This window comes from Massilia atriviolacea (genome assembly GCF_003953935.1).
In the GTDB taxonomy this organism is placed as follows: Bacteria; Pseudomonadota; Gammaproteobacteria; order Burkholderiales; family Burkholderiaceae_D; genus Telluria_A; species Telluria_A atriviolacea.
The window spans coordinates 172,172-188,676 of the sequence record NZ_RXLQ01000009.1; the positions used below are offsets into that span (position 1 = coordinate 172,172).

The 16,505-nt window shown below is 61.6% G+C and carries 15 protein-coding genes and 2 tRNA genes; 11 read left to right on the plus strand and 6 right to left on the minus strand.

The genetic code is table 11. The features are described 5' to 3' along the window. Nucleotides 1-55 precede the first annotated feature (55 nt). The 4 genes from EJB06_RS18265 to EJB06_RS18280 all read right to left on the minus strand — a co-directional run bounded on the left by EJB06_RS18265 (nt 56) and on the right by EJB06_RS18280 (nt 3,850). On the minus strand, nt 56-1,372 hold the full coding sequence (locus tag EJB06_RS18265) for a mechanosensitive ion channel family protein (protein WP_126075446.1): 1,317 nt from the start codon (nt 1,370-1,372) through the stop codon (nt 56-58). 13 nt (nt 1,373-1,385) lie between these two features. Next, nucleotides 1,386-2,708 (minus strand): RsmB/NOP family class I SAM-dependent RNA methyltransferase, encoded by a 1,323-nt coding sequence (locus EJB06_RS18270; RefSeq protein WP_126075447.1) that lies wholly within the window; start codon nt 2,706-2,708, stop codon nt 1,386-1,388. Between the two features lie 12 nt (nt 2,709-2,720). After that, nucleotides 2,721-3,338, minus strand: coding sequence for a phosphoribosylglycinamide formyltransferase (purN, locus tag EJB06_RS18275; RefSeq protein WP_126075448.1), 618 nt, complete (start codon nt 3,336-3,338; stop codon nt 2,721-2,723). Nucleotides 3,339-3,451: 113 nt separating this feature from the next. Further along, complete coding sequence (locus EJB06_RS18280; protein ID WP_126075449.1) at nt 3,452-3,850, minus strand: barstar family protein; 399 nt, start codon at nt 3,848-3,850, stop codon at nt 3,452-3,454. A 423-nt stretch (nt 3,851-4,273) separates the two neighbouring features. Here EJB06_RS18280 and EJB06_RS18285 point away from each other — a divergent pair, with 423 nt between their 5' ends. The 10 genes from EJB06_RS18285 (at nt 4,274) to EJB06_RS18325 (ending at nt 12,708) form a co-directional block, all read left to right on the plus strand. Beyond that, the gene (locus tag EJB06_RS18285) at nt 4,274-4,807 is read left to right on the plus strand and encodes a glycine zipper 2TM domain-containing protein (protein ID WP_126075450.1); all 534 of its coding nucleotides are present in this window, start codon (nt 4,274-4,276) and stop codon (nt 4,805-4,807) included. A gap of 153 nt (nt 4,808-4,960) precedes the next feature. Beyond that, nucleotides 4,961-5,743: a spermine/spermidine synthase domain-containing protein gene (locus EJB06_RS18290; protein WP_126075451.1), complete on the plus strand. Its 783-nt coding sequence runs from the start codon at nt 4,961-4,963 to the stop codon at nt 5,741-5,743. A gap of 59 nt (nt 5,744-5,802) precedes the next feature. Then, nucleotides 5,803-7,641 (plus strand): type IV pilus assembly ATPase TfpB, encoded by a 1,839-nt coding sequence (gene tfpB, locus EJB06_RS18295; RefSeq protein ID WP_126075584.1) that lies wholly within the window; start codon nt 5,803-5,805, stop codon nt 7,639-7,641. 76 nt (nt 7,642-7,717) lie between these two features. Beyond that, nucleotides 7,718-7,793: transfer RNA gene (locus tag EJB06_RS18300), tRNA-Lys, on the plus strand. A gap of 74 nt (nt 7,794-7,867) precedes the next feature. Next, nucleotides 7,868-7,943, plus strand: a tRNA-Lys gene (locus EJB06_RS18305). 69 nt (nt 7,944-8,012) lie between these two features. Continuing rightward, a complete protein-coding gene (locus EJB06_RS18310) occupies nt 8,013-8,222 on the plus strand; it encodes a hypothetical protein (protein WP_126075452.1) in 210 nt (69 codons plus the stop codon). Between the two features lie 101 nt (nt 8,223-8,323). After that, on the plus strand, nt 8,324-11,158 hold the full coding sequence (locus tag EJB06_RS18315) for a T6SS effector BTH_I2691 family protein (RefSeq protein WP_307720457.1): 2,835 nt from the start codon (nt 8,324-8,326) through the stop codon (nt 11,156-11,158). Beyond that, nucleotides 11,159-11,956, plus strand: coding sequence for a hypothetical protein (locus tag EJB06_RS18320; protein ID WP_126075454.1), 798 nt, complete (start codon nt 11,159-11,161; stop codon nt 11,954-11,956). A 114-nt stretch (nt 11,957-12,070) separates the two neighbouring features. Then, nucleotides 12,071-12,196 carry a hypothetical protein gene (locus tag EJB06_RS32905; RefSeq protein ID WP_267876907.1) on the plus strand — a complete coding sequence of 42 codons (126 nt, stop codon included), beginning with the start codon at nt 12,071-12,073 and terminating at the stop codon, nt 12,194-12,196. A gap of 290 nt (nt 12,197-12,486) precedes the next feature. After that, nucleotides 12,487-12,708, plus strand: coding sequence for a hypothetical protein (locus EJB06_RS18325; RefSeq protein ID WP_126075455.1), 222 nt, complete (start codon nt 12,487-12,489; stop codon nt 12,706-12,708). Nucleotides 12,709-12,881: 173 nt separating this feature from the next. On the opposite strand, the gene EJB06_RS18330 is transcribed toward EJB06_RS18325, so the two are convergent. Next, nucleotides 12,882-14,576: an alanine/glycine:cation symporter family protein gene (locus tag EJB06_RS18330; RefSeq protein ID WP_229427156.1), complete on the minus strand. Its 1,695-nt coding sequence runs from the start codon at nt 14,574-14,576 to the stop codon at nt 12,882-12,884. Nucleotides 14,577-14,614: 38 nt separating this feature from the next. Then, nucleotides 14,615-15,478, minus strand: coding sequence for an MBL fold metallo-hydrolase (locus EJB06_RS18335; RefSeq protein ID WP_126075456.1), 864 nt, complete (start codon nt 15,476-15,478; stop codon nt 14,615-14,617). Between the two features lie 103 nt (nt 15,479-15,581). On the opposite strand from EJB06_RS18335, the gene EJB06_RS18340 reads away from it, so the two are divergent. Further along, nucleotides 15,582-16,469, plus strand: coding sequence for a LysR family transcriptional regulator (locus EJB06_RS18340; RefSeq protein WP_126075457.1), 888 nt, complete (start codon nt 15,582-15,584; stop codon nt 16,467-16,469). The last annotated feature ends 36 nt before the right edge of the window (nt 16,470-16,505 follow it).

Genomic DNA, 16,505 nt, shown 5'->3' on the forward strand with positions numbered 1-16,505 from the left:
AGTGAGCCATTTTACGACGATACCGTACCGCATGGTACGATTCCCACCAATCATTTCAACTTGGGCGAGAAATTCCTGCCAGCACGGCCACCATCTGGGCGTCGAGCAGGCGAGTGTCGCGCGAAGGATACGCCAGCTTGATCTGGCCCGCCTGGACCAGCGCGTAAATCTTTCTGTTTACCTCAGAGATCACGCCGCCGCGGCCGTTTTCGGGATCGCGGATCCAGAAGCCCACTTCCAGGTCGTAGCCGTCGAGGCCGAACTTATTGAGCGACACGCCCGGCGCCGGATCTTCCAGCACCCGCTCGACCCCGTGCGGTTGCTGTTCCAGCAAGGGCATGATGACGTTGAGGTCGCTGTCGTAGGCGACGCTGATGGTGGTCGAGACCCGGATCGAGCGGTTCGACAGCGACTGGTTCTGCACCGGCCCGGAAATCAGCATTTCATTCGGCAATACCGTCTCCACCCCATCGAGTCCTTGCAGGATGGTGTAGCGGGTATTGATATGGGTGACCTTGCCGGTGAATTTATCGACCGAGATCATGTCGCCGATGGCCAGGCTGCGTTCGAGCAGGATCACGAAGCCGGACACATAGTTGCTGGCGATCTTCTGCATGCCGAGGCCGAGGCCGACGCCGAGCGCGCCGCCGAACACCGACAGCACGGTCAGGTCGATCCCCACCAGGGTCAGGCTGCCCAGCACCGCAATGATGATCAGCACCGCGCGGCTCATGCGGCCGATCACGGCGCGCGAGGAGGTGTGGATGCCCTGCACGCCCATCAGGCGTTCTTCCAGGGAAGCGCCGGCCCACAGCGCCAGCATCAGCAGGATCACGACCGACACGATGGCTTGCAGGATGGCCGCCAGCGACACCCTGTTTTTGCCGAGCGGCAGCTTGGTGGTCTCGAGGAAATCGAACACATCCGGCCAGAGCCCGGCGATATACATTGCCACGGCCAGCCAGACCAGCATGGCGAAGATTTTTTCGAAGGTAAGAATGGCGGCGCCGACCGGACCGTGGCGCGCGAACACGCGCCGCATCAGGTAGAACGCCAGGCGGATCACCGCCAGCGAGGCGAACAGCGGCAGCGCCAGGCGCAGCAGATGAATATTGTAGCGTTCCGCCGTGAACAACACTTTGGCGATGGCAAGGAATCCCACCACCGCCAGCGGACTGAGCACATAGGAGAAACTTTCCACCCCCATTTGCACCATGCCGCTTCCGGTGCGCCCGCGCAGCCAGGCACGCCGGATGGCGTAACCGAGCCCCCAGCCCAGCACGATACAGACAGCGATGGCCCCGGCCTGGTACAGGAAGCTGGGTTGATCGAAATCATCGATCAGGTCGGACAGCACGTTCGATAAAGGCATGGGCTAGCGGGTATTATTCGTCGGTCTCGGCGCCGGCGTCGCTGTCGTCGGCCGGCTTGTCTTTCGGTGGCTTGGGCGCCATCGGCTTGCGTTCCAGCACGGCGGCGAAAAAGCCGTCGGTCTGGTGCTTGTGCGGCAACAGCTTGAGATAGTCGCCCATCTCCAGCTCGATCTTTTGCTCAGCCAGCACTTTGCTCATCGGCACCAGGTCGAATTCCGGATGGGCGGCCAGGAATTGCTCGACGATGAAGTCGTTCTCTTCGTCCAGCAGACTGCAGGTGGCATACACCAGGCGGCCGCCGCCCTTGAGCAGGCGCGCCGCGCCGTCCAGGATCGAGGCTTGCTTTTCCTGCATTTCGGCGACGGCCTCGACCTTCTGGCGCCATTTCACGTCCGGATTGCGGCGCAGGGTACCCAGGCCCGAGCACGGGGCGTCGACCAGCACGCGGTCGATCTTGCCGGCCAGGCGCTTGATCTTGGCATCGCGCTCGTGCGCGATCTGCACCGGATGCACGTTCGACAAGCCGCTGCGCGCCAGGCGCGGCTTGAGCTTGGCGAGGCGCTTTTCGGAAATGTCGAAGGCATACAAGCGGCCGGTGTTGCGCATCAGCGCGCCCAGCGCCAGGGTCTTGCCGCCGGCGCCGGCGCAGAAGTCGACTACCATGTCGCCGCGCTTGGCGCCGACGATCTGGCTCAGCACCTGGCTGCCCTCGTCCTGCACCTCGATCGCACCGCTCTTGAACAGCGGCAGGTTTTGCAGCGATGGCTTTTTCAGCACGCGCAGGCCGAGCGGGGCGTACGGCATCGGCAGCGCCTCGATCGGCGCTTCGGCCAGGCCGGCGACAACCTCGTCGCGCGTGGCCTTGATCGAATTGACGCGCAGGTCGAGCGGGGCCGGCTGGTTCAGGGCATTGGCCAGGGCCAGGGTCTCGGCTTCGCCGTACTGGGCCACGAATTTGTCGAACAGCCACTTCGGCAGGTTCGACCGCATTTGCGGCGGCATCAGGTTGCGGTCGATTTCCTTGATGCGGTTCAGGAATTCGGTTTCTTCTTCGGTCAGGCCGCCCAGCGAATCGACGCCCACCGCTTCGGCCAGGCCGAGGATGGTCAGGCGGCGCATGGTCGGGCTGGCGCCCGCTTCGGCGAAGTCGGTGAAAAAGGTTTTATTGCGCAGGATGGCGTAAATGCCTTCCGCCACGGCGCCGCGCTCGCGCGCGCCCAGGCGGGGGTGGTCTTTGAAGTAGCGCGACAGGGTGGTGTCGGCGGGCGCCGAAAAACGCAAGATCTCGCGCAATACTTCTTCGGTATTGGCGAGAATCGCTGGTGGCAATCTCATGGTATTCCTTGGTTAATTATTGGTTTTATCGGCGATGCGGACGGCGCCGTGATCGATGCTGAGCCGGTCCTCGACGAACAGGCGGATCGCGCGCGGGTACAGCGTGTGTTCCTGCACCAGCACGCGCGCGGCCAGTGTGTCCTCGGTATCGCCCGGCAGCACGTCGACTTCCGCCTTGAGCACGGCCGGGCCGTGATCGAGTTCGGCGGTGACGAAGTGCACCGTGGCGCCGTGCCTGGCCACGCCGGCGTCGAGCGCCTGCTGGTGGGTGTGCAGGCCGGGAAACAGCGGCAGCAGCGAGGGATGAATATTGAGCATGCGCGCCTCGTAATGGGCGACGAAGCCTGGCGTGAGAATGCGCATGAAGCCGGCCAGCACCACCAGGTCGGGTGCAAAGCGGTCGATGGTTTCCTGCAAGGCAGCATCGAAAGCCTCGCGCGTGGCGAATTCCTTGTTGGCGACCACGGCGGTCGGAATGCCGTGTTTCTGGGCAAATTCAAGGCCCTTGGCATCGGCCTTGTTGCTGATGACGGCCGCGATACGCGCCGGCCACTGCTCTTCCCGAGCAGCATGGACGACGGCTTCCATGTTGCTGCCGCGCCCGGAAATGAGGATCACAATGTTTTTCATAGCGCGCATTGTACCCTGAGCGGCTGGCCGGACCAATAAACCGGGATGCAATTGTTGCAGCGCAGCACGGATGCGCCGTGCCAGGGCCGGCGGCGGCGCGCGCCGCCGGCGCCTTATTCGAAGGAGTAGAACACGCGGAACGGCACTTTTTTCTCGGCCCAGTAGTCGGCGCCGTCGCGGAACACGTCGAGCAGGGTTTCGCGCGCTTCCTTGTCGAATTTCTGCGTGTTGGGCAATTGTTCGAGAACCACGATGAAGCCCGGCTGGGCGCCGGCCTTGCTGATGGTGTCGGTCAGGCATTCGCGCAGGGCGTCGAAATTCTTGCCGCAAGGCTTGGGAAAGTAAAAATTCTCGGCGATGCGTCCGCACACCTGCTGTTTGGTCAGCGTATCGGCGCAATGCGCGTACAGGAAATGCTGCCCGAGCCGGACTGCTTCTTCTTGCAGTTCCACTACACGGAAGGCTCGGATGGACTGCACAAGATTGGGCGGCACTGTAATCAACAAACTCATTTTTCCCTCAAGTCGTCCTGGTGTGGTCGGGTGCGTTTCAGTACTATTGTTGCCGATGCGTGGCGTTTACCGGGAAAAACGCCGATCTCCTGCTACCGTTGCCACCCGCCAATATACCCCCTAATCGTATAAGGGTAACGTTTTGTGGTTACTGAATCAACCCGAATGTGATTTGAACCACAATATTTGTAATAAATGAGGGCGAATTCTGTATAAAGCCTCTAATTTGGCAGGCCCGGGCAGTCCGCCTGAGGAATCGCCGGGCCCATTCTGCAAGCGGATACCATGACTCTTCTCCGCTGTTACAAATTGTTGCCATGCGGACTCCAAAACCGGCGCGGAGAGGATTACCATGGTTTCGTGGTTCTCAGGCCTGGAACTCAGAACCCTCTTGCTTGTCTTACCCTACAAATGAGGTATCCCATGAAAATGCACACCAAACTGATCGTGACGGCGCTGGGCTTGTGCTCGCTGCCCTTCGCCCAGGCGAGCGAGTTCGCCGACTATGGTCGCGTGATCCGTGTCCAGCCACGGGTCGAGCAGATCCGCCAGCCGCGCGAGGAATGCAAGACCGAGTACGTGCAGGTGCCGGTGCAGCAGGCGCCGCAGCAGCGCAGCGCGGGCGGCGCCATCATCGGCGGCATCGCCGGCGCCTTGCTGGGCAACCAGGTCGGCGGCGGCAGCGGCCGCGCGGCGGCCACGGCGGCCGGCGCGATCGCCGGCGCGGTGGTGGGCGACCGGGTCGACAATAACGGCCGCGCGGTGCAGGACCAGCCGCAGTACATGCAGGAACAGGCTGTGCGCCAGTGCCGCATGGTCGATGCCTACGAGTCGCGCACCACCGGCTACGACGTCACCTACGACTACCGCGGCCAGACCTACACCAGCCTGATGGACCGCGACCCCGGCCAGCGCATCCGCCTGCGCGTGTCGGTCGAGCCGGAACGGGGCCAGTAAGCGCCCGCGCAGCCGCGCATTGCCGCCCCCCGGTCCTGCCCGCCCTTGGCGCACAGGACCGGGGTGCACGGAACGCCTTTCCCGCCTCCCCCGCATTTAGCTTGCACTCCAGTAAGCCATCCACCGATAATGGGCGATCGAATCAGGCGTCCTATGCTCATCAAACGAAAATCCATCGAACAGGCCGAATCTTCGCGCCGTCCAGCCCGTAAGCCCAAATTTGCGCCGGTCACCCTCTCCGAACAGGATGGCGTGCGCTACCTGCATTTCGGCACCGAATGGGTGCAGGGCGCCATGCGCATCCGCAAGCCCGACTGGCCCGAACTCGAATATGCCCAGCAAATGATGGCCTGGATGCTGTTCATCGAGGCGCCGCGCGCCATCGCCCAGCTCGGCCTGGGCACGGCCACCCTGACCAAATACTGCTACCGCAACTTTCCCGAAGCGTCGGTCACGGCGGTCGAACTCAATCCCTCGGTGATCGCCATCTGCGCCTCGATGTTCAAGATGCCGCCCGAGGACGCGCGCCTGCGCGTGCTGGAAATGGATGCGCTCGACTTCGTCAACGATGCCGCCAACGCCGAGGCCTTCGACGTGCTGCAATGCGACCTGTACGACGCCACCGCGCGCGGCCCGGTGCTCGACACGCCCGAGTTCTACCAGGCCTGCAACGCCTGCCTGCGCGATGGCGGCATGATGACGGTCAACCTGTTCGGCGACCATCCCAGCTTCGCGCGCAATATCAAGGCCATGAAATTTGCCTTCGACCAGGTGATCTGCCTGCCGGAAGTCCATGACGGCAATGTCGTCGCGCTGTGCTTCAGGCAGCGCCCCGCGATCGACCCGGAGGCCCTCGCCGCGCGCGCCGCACAGATCGTGGCGGCGACCAAGCTGCCGGCCAAATCCTGGGTCAAGGGTTTATTGTCGGCCAAGTAAACGACGTGCAGCGCCAAGACAACATGCAGCGCCAAGACAACATGCAGCGCCAAGACAACATGCAGCGCCAAGAGGGAGACACCGGATTGAACGCAGAACATCAAGAAGCCAGCGCCGCGCCCAAGCGCAGCACCCCCAAGTCGCTCGACCTGCAAGCGATTTTTTCGTGGCTGCTGGCCGACGGCATCGTGGAAAAGGCCAACGTCAAGGCCAATTTCGCCCAGGCCCAGGGCATCCTCAAGACGGCGGTCGGGTCCATGCACCCGCTTTCGGCCGTGGCCCAGTGCAAGCTGGTCTCGGCCCTGCCCCCGCAGCGCCTGCTCACGCTCGACGTGCTGACGGAATGGGCTGCAGGCAAGGTCAAGCTGCCCTTCATCCGCATCGACCCGCTCAAGATCGACTTTACCAAGGTGGCCGATGTGATGACCGCGAGCTATGCCGCGCGCTTCAACATCCTGCCGGTCGAACTGAGCGCCACGACCCTGGTGGTGGCCACCACCGATCCGTTCGCGGTCGAATGGCAAGCCGAAATCACCAAGGTGTCGCGGCGCAAGATCGAGCTGGTGATTGCCAACCCGCTGGAGATTTCGCAATATATTTCCCAGTTCTTCAGCCTGGCCAAGTCGATCAAGGACGCCAACAAGTCCAAGGGCCAGGACCTGGCGCTGCGCAATAACTTCGAACAACTGGTCGAACTCGGCAAGTCCAACAAGCTCGACGCCAACGACCAGCACGTGGTCAATATCGTCGACTGGCTGTGGCAGTACGCGTTCGAACAGCGCGCCTCGGACATCCACCTGGAACCGAAGCGCGAGATCGCCTCCGTGCGTTTCCGCATCGATGGCATGCTGCACCAGGTCTACCAGGTGCCGGCGGTGGTGATGATCGCCATGACGGCGCGCATCAAGCTGCTCGGGCGCATGGATGTGATCGAAAAACGCCGCCCGCAGGACGGCCGCATCAAGACCCGCACCACGGGCGGCCAGGAAGTCGAGCTGCGCCTGTCGACCATGCCGACCGCTTTCGGCGAAAAGCTGGTGATGCGGATTTTCGATCCGGAAGTGGTGGTCAAGACCTTGCCCGAACTCGGTTTCCCGCCGGACGACGCGGCGCGCTGGGACGGGCTGACCGCGCGCCCGCACGGCATCATCCTGGTCACCGGCCCGACCGGGTCGGGCAAGACCACCACCCTGTACACGACCCTCAAGGCGCTCGCCACCAGCGAGGTGAATGTGTGCACGGTGGAAGACCCGATCGAGATGGTCGAACCCTCGTTCAACCAGATGCAGGTACAGTCCGGCCTCGACCTCGGCTTTTCCGAGGGCGTGCGGGCGCTGATGCGGCAAGATCCCGACATCATCATGGTCGGCGAGATCCGCGACCTGGCCACCGCCGAAATGGCGATCCAGGCGGCCCTGACCGGCCACCTGGTGCTGTCGACCCTGCACACCAACGATGCGCCCTCGGCCGTGATGCGCCTGCTCGAACTGGGCGTGCCGCATTACCTGCTGGAAGCGACCCTGATCGGCATCATGGCGCAGCGCCTGGTGCGTACCCTGTGCCCGCTGTGCAAGGCGCCCGGGGGCGAGCTCAACGACGATGTGTGGGACAGCATCGGCGGCTCCTGGAACATTCCCAAGCCGGCGGTGGTGTACCGGCCGATCGGCTGTCCGGAATGCCGCCAGACGGGTTTCCGCGGCCGTACCGGGCTGTACGAGTTGCTGACGGTGACGGAAAGCTTCACCAATATGATCGGCAAGCAGACCGACCTGGCGGCGCTGCGCAAGCAGAGCGTGGGCGACGGCATGAAGCCGCTGCGCATCGCGGGCGCCTACAAGATCATCGAGGGCACGACCACGGCCGAGGAAGTGCTGAAAGTGACGGCCAAGCTGACCTGACGCGCGGCCGCGCAACACCGCTTGCAAAACTTCCTAGCGGAAATCGAAATCGCCAGCTATAATATTGCCTCTTTCGGGGTCGTTAGCTCAGCTGGTAGAGCAGCGGACTTTTAATCCGTTGGTCGCAGGTTCGAATCCCGCACGGCCTACCACGAATTCGCAGTAAGCACATCAAGCAGTTGCGAGCGATCGCGCTGCTTTTTTTGACCGTTGTACGTTTTACCTTGGGTCGTTAGCTCAGCTGGTAGAGCAGCGGACTTTTAATCCGTTGGTCGCAGGTTCGAATCCTGCACGGCCTACCAAGATACATCGAGAAAGCCCACGAATTTACGTTCGTGGGCTTTTTTGTTATTGGCGCAAGGTTCGCGGACATGACGATCGCCGGGAACGGCCTGCGCGAGCGGGGAGCGGACAAGCCCGTTTCCATCGCGTACCGAAACGCGGGCGACCCGGCCACGCCCGGGATCATCGCCGACTGCGCAAAACGCGGCCCGGACGCCCTTGTGCCGGGTCAGGCGACGGGCTGCCCAGGCCATGTCAATTTTCCGGCGTCGTTAATACCGTCCTGTTTTGTGTTCTAATGCAACCTCAGAAATCTTGTCTGTAAGCCATTGCTATCGACCGCCTCGATTCGCTTCCCGAGGCCGACTTGCGGCGATGCGAACACTTAAATGGAATCGTGATGAAAGACTGTAAGTTCTGCGACAAACAGGGATTAATGATCTTGCCGTTGCGCTATGCCGCCGTGCCGGGCGATGCCGCGAAGTCCATGCCGGCCCTGCCGGCCACCTTGGGCGACAAGGTGAGCGACCTGGTCCTCGATCATGCCAGATACGCGCCGCGGGTCCTGCGCCATGGCTACCTGTATGTACTGATCAAGCGCGCCGGCGTCCTGTACTGGGAAGCGTACAGCGTCATCGACGATGCCTTTCTGTACAAATTCCCCGCCGACACGCCACCGGCGAACATTCCCGAGTTCAGTTGCGACCGCAGCGTCTGCGGCGTCAACGCCAGCATGATCTCCATCGATAAGGTCGAGTCGGTCGAGAAGGTCTATCTGCTGTTCACGCCAAGCCCGATGACCGTGGCCAAGCTCAAGGAATACAAGAGCAAGGCCGACGACAAGGTGGCGAAGGGCCAGATGCAAGTGTTCGACCCCAAGGCCTGGGTCGGCGGCAGCACCGCACAGAAACACAGCATGAAAGCGGAGCAGCTGGAACAGCATGTGCCGGAGTTCATGCTCTACTCGCTGTACGAAAAAGCGGCCGACAGCTTTCTCGGCAAGAGCATCGCCACCCACCTGTTCAAACCGCTCAGTGCGGCGTTCGCCGGCTTGCCAGCGCCGGCGCCCGACCAGCCCGCTCCGGGCCGCCTGGGCGCGCTCAAGCACAAGATGAAACAGACCAAGGCGGCCGCCTTCGTGCTGCACGACCACATCGGCGTGACCCAGGAGTTGAACGACTTCCGCAACGCGCCGCTGGAAGGATTGCAATCCTACCTGGCCGCCACCGACGACTACGGCGCCAGCAACGAGCACCGCATGCAACTGTATGAAGCGATCGAAGAAGTCCGGGTCGGCTTCGAACAAGGCATCGTCAACGACATGCAAGAAGCGCTCGACCGGCACCGCGAAAGCAGCGCCTACCTGACCAACAACCGGGCCAGCACCGCCAGGACCTTGCGCCAGATGGGCCGGATCGCCGAGGCCGAGTCGCTGGAAAAAGACATCGAACGCTCGAACAAGGCGCGTGAAGCGAATTACAAACGCATGATCGAGGAGAGCAAGCAGCGTGGCGCCCGGCAATGGGCCGACAAGTACGCCAGCCGCCTCGATACCGCCGAAATGGCCTTGTTCAAGAAAACGCTCGATCAGCGCTCGAACGCCGCCTTCGATACGGCCGAGAAGCGCGCTGCGGATCACCTGAAATGGTTCGAGGCCGACCGCCTGGTCGGCGCCTTCGACACCTTCGATCCCGAGTCGCAAGTGATGGGTTACGAATTTGCGATCGAAGCGGCCATCTGCAGCTTCGGCCTGTCGGGCTGCAAGGCCGGCGAAGAGAAAATCGATGGCTGGGTGCAGGCGACCAGCATCGAGCGCAAAAATCTTTACATGCGCGGCTATTATCACAACCAGGAAGCGCTGTACGCCGCCGCGAAAGAAGCCGCCGACGCGATCCGCAAGGAAGCCGGCGCGGTGACGTCTGCGTCCGAAGTTCCGGCTGCAACTTACATCAAGGCGCTCAAGGGCTTGGTGGATGGATTCAAAAAAACCGACTCGGCATTCGACGAGTGGGCGCGCAACCAGAGCAAACCGTTCTCCCAGAAATGGGTGCAACCGTCCATGTTGAGCAAACTCGGCGGCAAGTCCCATGGCCTGGAACTGATCGTATTCCATAAGATATCGGAAATCACGCGTACGGTATTCCGCGCAGGTCTGGGTGGAAAAGGCGATGCCATCCTGGTTGCCCGTCTAAGCGGGCTGCTGTTTGCGCGCATGGGCTCTGTATGCGAAAAACTGCGCATGGAGGAGCTGCTCCTCAAGATCGACAAAAGCAAACTGGCCGATGGCTATAAGGGACGCGACGCGGACCGCAACCGCGAGCTGGCCGAGCGCAAGGCCGGGGGCAAGGCCTCCGCGCAAATCAAGAAAGAGCTCGCTCCTTCCCTGACCGACCTGGTGGCCGACGCTCAGGAGAAAAGCAAACTGTCGATCACCCGGGCCGATATTGTCGGGAAGGAGCAGATCACCAACAACTATCACCAAACCCGGATTGGAGTCGTGCTCGGCTGCATCGAATTGATCGGCCTGGGCGAAAAAATGACGCATGCCAAGTGGGATATGAAAACTGCGCTCGAACTCAGCGGCTCGATCATGGCCGTCGGCAGCATCGTGCTCGATACCTACTACTCGGCCGCCAAATCGATTCGCGAAATCACGCCCTACAAGAACATCAATGCGATTGCCAAGGGTGGCGACATCGTTCGTGGAGGATTCAAGCTCGGTGCCGGCGTTCTGGGCGCTGGAGCCGGTTTTTGCGGAGCGCTGCTCGACTTGGGCAAATTCAGGAAAGAAGAAGATACGATTCTCAGACGGCTCTACGGTATCCGCGCCGCGACCGGCTTTGTGAGCGCCGGATTGACGCTCGTTGCAGCTTTTTCGTACTCGGAAAACCTGATGAAACATATGGCACGCGGCTACGCCGAGCATCAGTTGCGTTACCGGCTGTATTTTAAAGCAGGGGAATACGCCCTGAAACTTGCGGTACGAGTGCGATTACTGATCTGGGTGGCGCGCCTGAACTGGATCGGGCTCGGTCTCACCGCGATTGAAATCGGATATATCCTGCTAAAGGACGACGACCTGCAAAACTGGTGCGAAAAATCCGTCTTCCGCAAGGAAAAGAAATACACAAACTGGCTCGGAAGAAGCGTCGTCAACGTCAATTTCGTCAATAGTAAATCCGAGATCGAAGAATTGGAAAAAGGTGCGCAAAGTATCGGTGTTGGAGGAAACTAGATGAGTGAGCCAATGCCGATCAAGGACAATACATCGGATATTTTCCTGGTTGAAGGAATTCTCACCGAACTCCACGTTGCGTCAGGCAAAGAGAACCTATTGGCCCAAGTCGATCGGCACTACCGGGCGAATAGCGTTATCACAGGCATGGGCGCGGTGGTCGGCGATATGTTCGGACAGGCCTCGGCGGCCGCCAGCGTCGCCCTGTATGACGGAGAGGAAACCGAACACTTCCTCTGCCTGATCGGCGACACCGTCGTCGGGGGGACCTTTGCGGGCGCAAGCAAACTTCCGGTTGGCAAACATGTTAAAGCTGCCGTCCGGCAAAAGGAGACGCTTGCCAGCGCGGAGGGGATCTTGAGCGAGAGCGACGGTTTGGTATGGCTGCGCCATGCTTGGGGAGCGGCCGCGGAATCGATAGCGAATTTCAAGATTGCCGCCTGGTGTTTTGGTTTCAGTATGGTATGCGTGAGCGCCTATATACTATTTATTGGAGGAAATCCGCAAGAAAGTAAGCTGGAGAGCATTCTGTGGATCGCCTTGCCGACTGCGGCGATTTGCTTTGGCATCGCATTCTGGAATAGCGTCACCATGAATGTCCTGGCCGACCCGGCCACTGGAGCCTTTCGCGTACTCGGATTTGCCGATCCGGAAAAGGTGAATTTGAATAGCTATCAGTACGGCATAGTACACGGGCGCGCACTGCTTCATAGCGATGAAACCCGTGCAAACCATGGCAATATTCATTGCTATAAAAAAGCGCTCGAAGATGGAAAAGTACGAATGGCGTCGACATAAGCGCGCACTTCAACAACCATCAGCAGGGACCTCGAAAGCCGATAGCACGCGGTGCACGCGCCCTCCAAGGCAAGCCATCCTGATCACCGGTAGCCCTATGCAGAAGAAAACAGCATGAGTTTCATGCCGGCCGCAGCGAAGGACGCACGATCTCCCGCCTTCGCCATCAGCGGGGTTCTGACGGAACTCCACGTCGCTTCCGGCAAGGAAAACCTGCTGGCGCAGATCGACAGCCACTAACGCGCGAAAAGCGTCGGCACCGGCCTGGGCGCGGCGGTGGGCGAGCTGTAAGGACAGGCTGCGGGCGCGGCCGACGTGGCCATGTACGACGGCGAAGACACCGAGAACGTCGTGTGCCTGATCGGCGACCAGGTCGTGTGCGGCACCTTTGGCGGCGCCAGGGCAATGTGCTGGTGGCCGACGGCATCCTCAGCGACAGCGAAGGCCTGGTCTGGGTCCGGCACGCCTGAGGCGCGACGGCCGAAATGTGGGCCAATTACAAGATCGCCGCATACTGCTTCTGTTTCAGCATGTTTTGCATCAGCCTCTGCATCGTTTTCCTCGGCGTCAACCAGGCTGACAGCAAGCTCGCCAGCCTCGGCTGGGGCGCGCTCGCGAGCGGCCTGCTCTGTTTCGGCATGGCCTGGTGGAACAGCGCGACGATGAATGCGCTGGCCTACCCCGCCACGGAAGTGTTTCGCCTGCTGGGATTTGCCGAGCCGGACAAGGTCAACCTGAACCGCTACCAGTAGGGCATCGTCCACATTCACGAACTCATCCATACTCCCGATACGCGCGCCAACGACGCCAATATGCACTGCTACACTGCTACACTGCTACAAACAGGCGCTGGAAGAAGGCAAACTCGCCATGGCGCAGGCATAGCGGGCCAGCCCCGATCGCCCGGGGCTGGCCGTGCGCATGTCTATTTCTTCGCCGCCGCCCGCTTCTCCCAGAAACTGGCATTCTTGATGCCAAGCTTGATGGGATCGAAGGTGATCGGGCCGCCCGCCTTTAACTGGGCTTCGTAATCGCGCAGGCACAGCATGGTCGGTTTGGCCATGAAGAAGATAATCAGGATGCCGATGATGTTAATCCACGCCATGATGCCGACCCCAATGTCGCCCAGATTCCAGATATAGCCGGCGCTGTTGATGGTGCCGTAAGCGACCATCGCCATGATCACCAGCTTGACGACGACCAATGGCAGGCCGCGCTTGAAGAAGCGGTTGAGGTAGGCGATATTGGTTTCCGCAATATAGTAGTAAGCAATAATGGTCGTGAAGGCGAAGAAGAACAGGGCCACGCCGACGAAGACCGGACCGAAGCCGCCGAAGGTACTCTGCAAGGCCATCTGGGTGAATGCCGCGGAGCCGATTTCGGTGGCGGCCGGCAGGTTTTGCACGATGAACTGGCCGGCGGGCAGGGTGCCTTGCACATTGTACTGGTTGGTAATGAGGATCATCAGCGCGGTCGCGGTGCACACCAGCAAGGTATCGACGTAAATCGAAAACGCCTGTACCAGTCCCTGCTGGGCCGGATGTTCGGTTTCCGCCGCCGCAGCCGCATGGGTTCCCGTGCCCTGCCCCGCTTCGTTGGAGTACACACCGCGCTTGACGCCCCAGCCGATGGCAGCGCCAAAACCGGCCTGGGCGTTGAAGGCATCGGAAAAAATCAGGCTGAAGACGCCAGGCAGTTTGTCGATATTGATCACGACAACGATCAGGGCCAGGATGATGTAGCCCAGCGCCATGAACGGGACGACGAATTCGGCAAATTGCGCAATCCGCTTGATGCCGCCAAAAATAATTACGCCCAGCAAGGCCAGAATGGCGCCCAAGCCGAGCAGCTTGTGGGTGCCCACCCGGCCCAGCACCGTATCGACCATGGTGCCATCGCCGAAAATCTGCGTGACCGCATTGCCCACGGCATTGGCTTGCACACCGGGCAGGAAGATGCCGCAGGCGACCACGGCGGAAATGGCAAAGGCGATGCCCAGCCAGCGCCAGCCCAGGCAACGCTCGAAGAAATAAGCCGACCCGCCGCGATACTGCCCGTCCTCCTCCACTTTATACAGCTGGCCCAGGGTCGACTCGGCATAGGCCGTGCTCGCGCCCAGGAAAGCGACGACCCACATCCAGAACACCGCACCGGGGCCGCCGAAACCGATGGCGGCGGCGACGCCGGCAATGTTGCCCACGCCGACCCGGCCGGACAGCGACACCGCCAGCGCCTGGAAGGAAGAGATGCCGGCATCGGCGTTCTTGCGTTTGAACAGCAGGCGCAACATCTCCCTGACATGCCTGACCTGGGCAAAGCGGGTCTGGATCGAGTAAAACAAGCCGGCGCCGAGGCACAGATAAATCAGGCCCTTGCTCCAGATGATGCCATTGAGTCCGTCAATAAAACCTTCCACTTGAACCTCTTCTCGTATGTGTGAATCTGGACTCCCACGCCGCGAGCGCGGGAGCATCAATGACAACCGGGAGGACAGCAGTGCCGGTACCGGCCTGCGCCATCGTGGGCAGGCGGCATCGAAGCATGCGGAATCGCATTCTAAGTGATTAATTCCATTAATGACATCATTCTGACGATGTGCCGATCCATCATGGACCGGCATCGCCGGCAAGCGTCACGATACGCGACGCGACGACCGGCTTACCACGTCATCTCGCCCTTGCTGACCTTGGCGCCGATATCGAGCGCCATGTCCAGCTGGGCGTCGGGATAGGCGCGCTTCATGCGCGCGATCAGCTCGGCGCTGTTGGCCGTGGCGGCCAGCGTTGTCTCGTAGCGCTGGAGGTAAGCCTGGGTGTAGGCGATGCTGCTCGCGTCGAGTGGCGTGCCCGCTTTCATATGCCCGGGAATCACCACGGCCGGTTTCAGTGCGGCCATCTCGGCGAGCTGGGCGCTCCACGCACTGCGCTGGGCCGCCGTCGGCGCATCCGCCATCCACAGGTGCAAGTTGCCGAACACGCCGATGGTGCCGGTCACGGTCCTGATCGATGGAATCCACACGTAGGGACGATGGGCCAGCACGCCTTGGGTAGCGCGCACTTCGACCGCCTGGCCGTCCACCGTGAGGGTCATATTGCTCAGCGCGGCCGGCAGGCTGGGCGCGCTCGGGGCGTTCGCGCCCATCCTGGGGGTCCAGAACGCCACCTTGGCAGCCATTTTTTCCTTGATTTTTTCGACCACTTGCGGCGTGGCGACCACCTGCGCCTTGGGAAAGATCTGCTTGAGCGTTTCCACGCCGAAGTAGTAATCCGGATCGGCCTGGCTGACCAGGATGGTCTTGAGCTGCTTGCCGCTGTCGAGCACGTTGGCGGCGATACGCAGCGCATCGGCGCGGGTAAAGCCGGCGTCGATCACCAGCGCTTCGGTCGCGCCGTAGATGAGTGTCGAATTGACGTGAAAACTGTTGCTGTCGGCGTTGTAGACCTTCGTTTGCAGGGCGGGCGCGGCCAGCGCGTTGGTGAAGACCAGGGTCAGGGCGGCGGCGATGGCGGTGGTGCGGAACATGGTGACTCCAATAAAGATGTTGTAAGGAAGCGGCCAGTGTAGTGACATCGTTCGCACCAATAAACGGGTTAAACTGCACATCACTGTTTCATGGATCGGACAAATGGATCGAATCACGGCAATGCGCGTCTTCGTCGAGGTCGCCACCAGCGGCAGCTTCAGCGCCAGCGCGAACAAGCTCGACATGTCGCGGGCGATGGTCACGCGCTACGTCGCGGAAATGGAAACCTGGCTGGGCACGCGCTTGCTGCAGCGCACGACGCGCCGCGTGACCCTCACCGACGCGGGAGAAAATTGCCTGCGGCGCAGCCAGCAGATGCTGTCGCTGAGCGAGCATATGGAAGAAGAAACGGCCAGCGGCGGCGAATTGCGCGGACAGTTGCGCATCACCTGCAGCATGTCGTTCGGACACGCGCAGCTGGCGCAGGCGCTCACGGTGTTTCTTGCGCGCCATCCGCGCCTGCATATCGACCTGAACTTGAACGAAGGCGCGCTCAACCTGGTCGACGCGCGCATCGACCTGGCGATCCGCATCAGCAGCGCGCCCTCGCCCCTGCTCATCGCGCGCCCGCTGGCGCAGTGCGACTCCGCGCTGGTAGCCGCGCCGGCCTACCTGGCCGCGCATGGCGCGCCGGCCGCGCCGCCCGCGCTGGCAAGCCATCGCTGCCTCAGCCATGCCAACGTGGGGCGCAGCCTCTGGTCCTTCGCGCGCGACGGCGTCACGACGCAGGTGGGCGTGCTCAGCTATTTCAGCGCGAACGACGCCACCGCGCTGCTGGCGTCGACGCTGGCCGGCGGCGGCATCGCCATGCTGCCGACCTACCTGGTCAATCCGATGCTCGCCAGCGGCGCCTTGCAGCAGGTCTTGCCCGAATGGACCATGCCGGCGCTGACGATTTACGCCATCTACCCATCGCGCCGGCAATTGTCGCCGTCGGTGCGCGCCCTGCTGGATTTTTTGGTGGACTACTTCGCCGTCCTGCCCTGGTGAAGCGGGAGTAACAGGAAGTTATTTGTACGCCGGCAC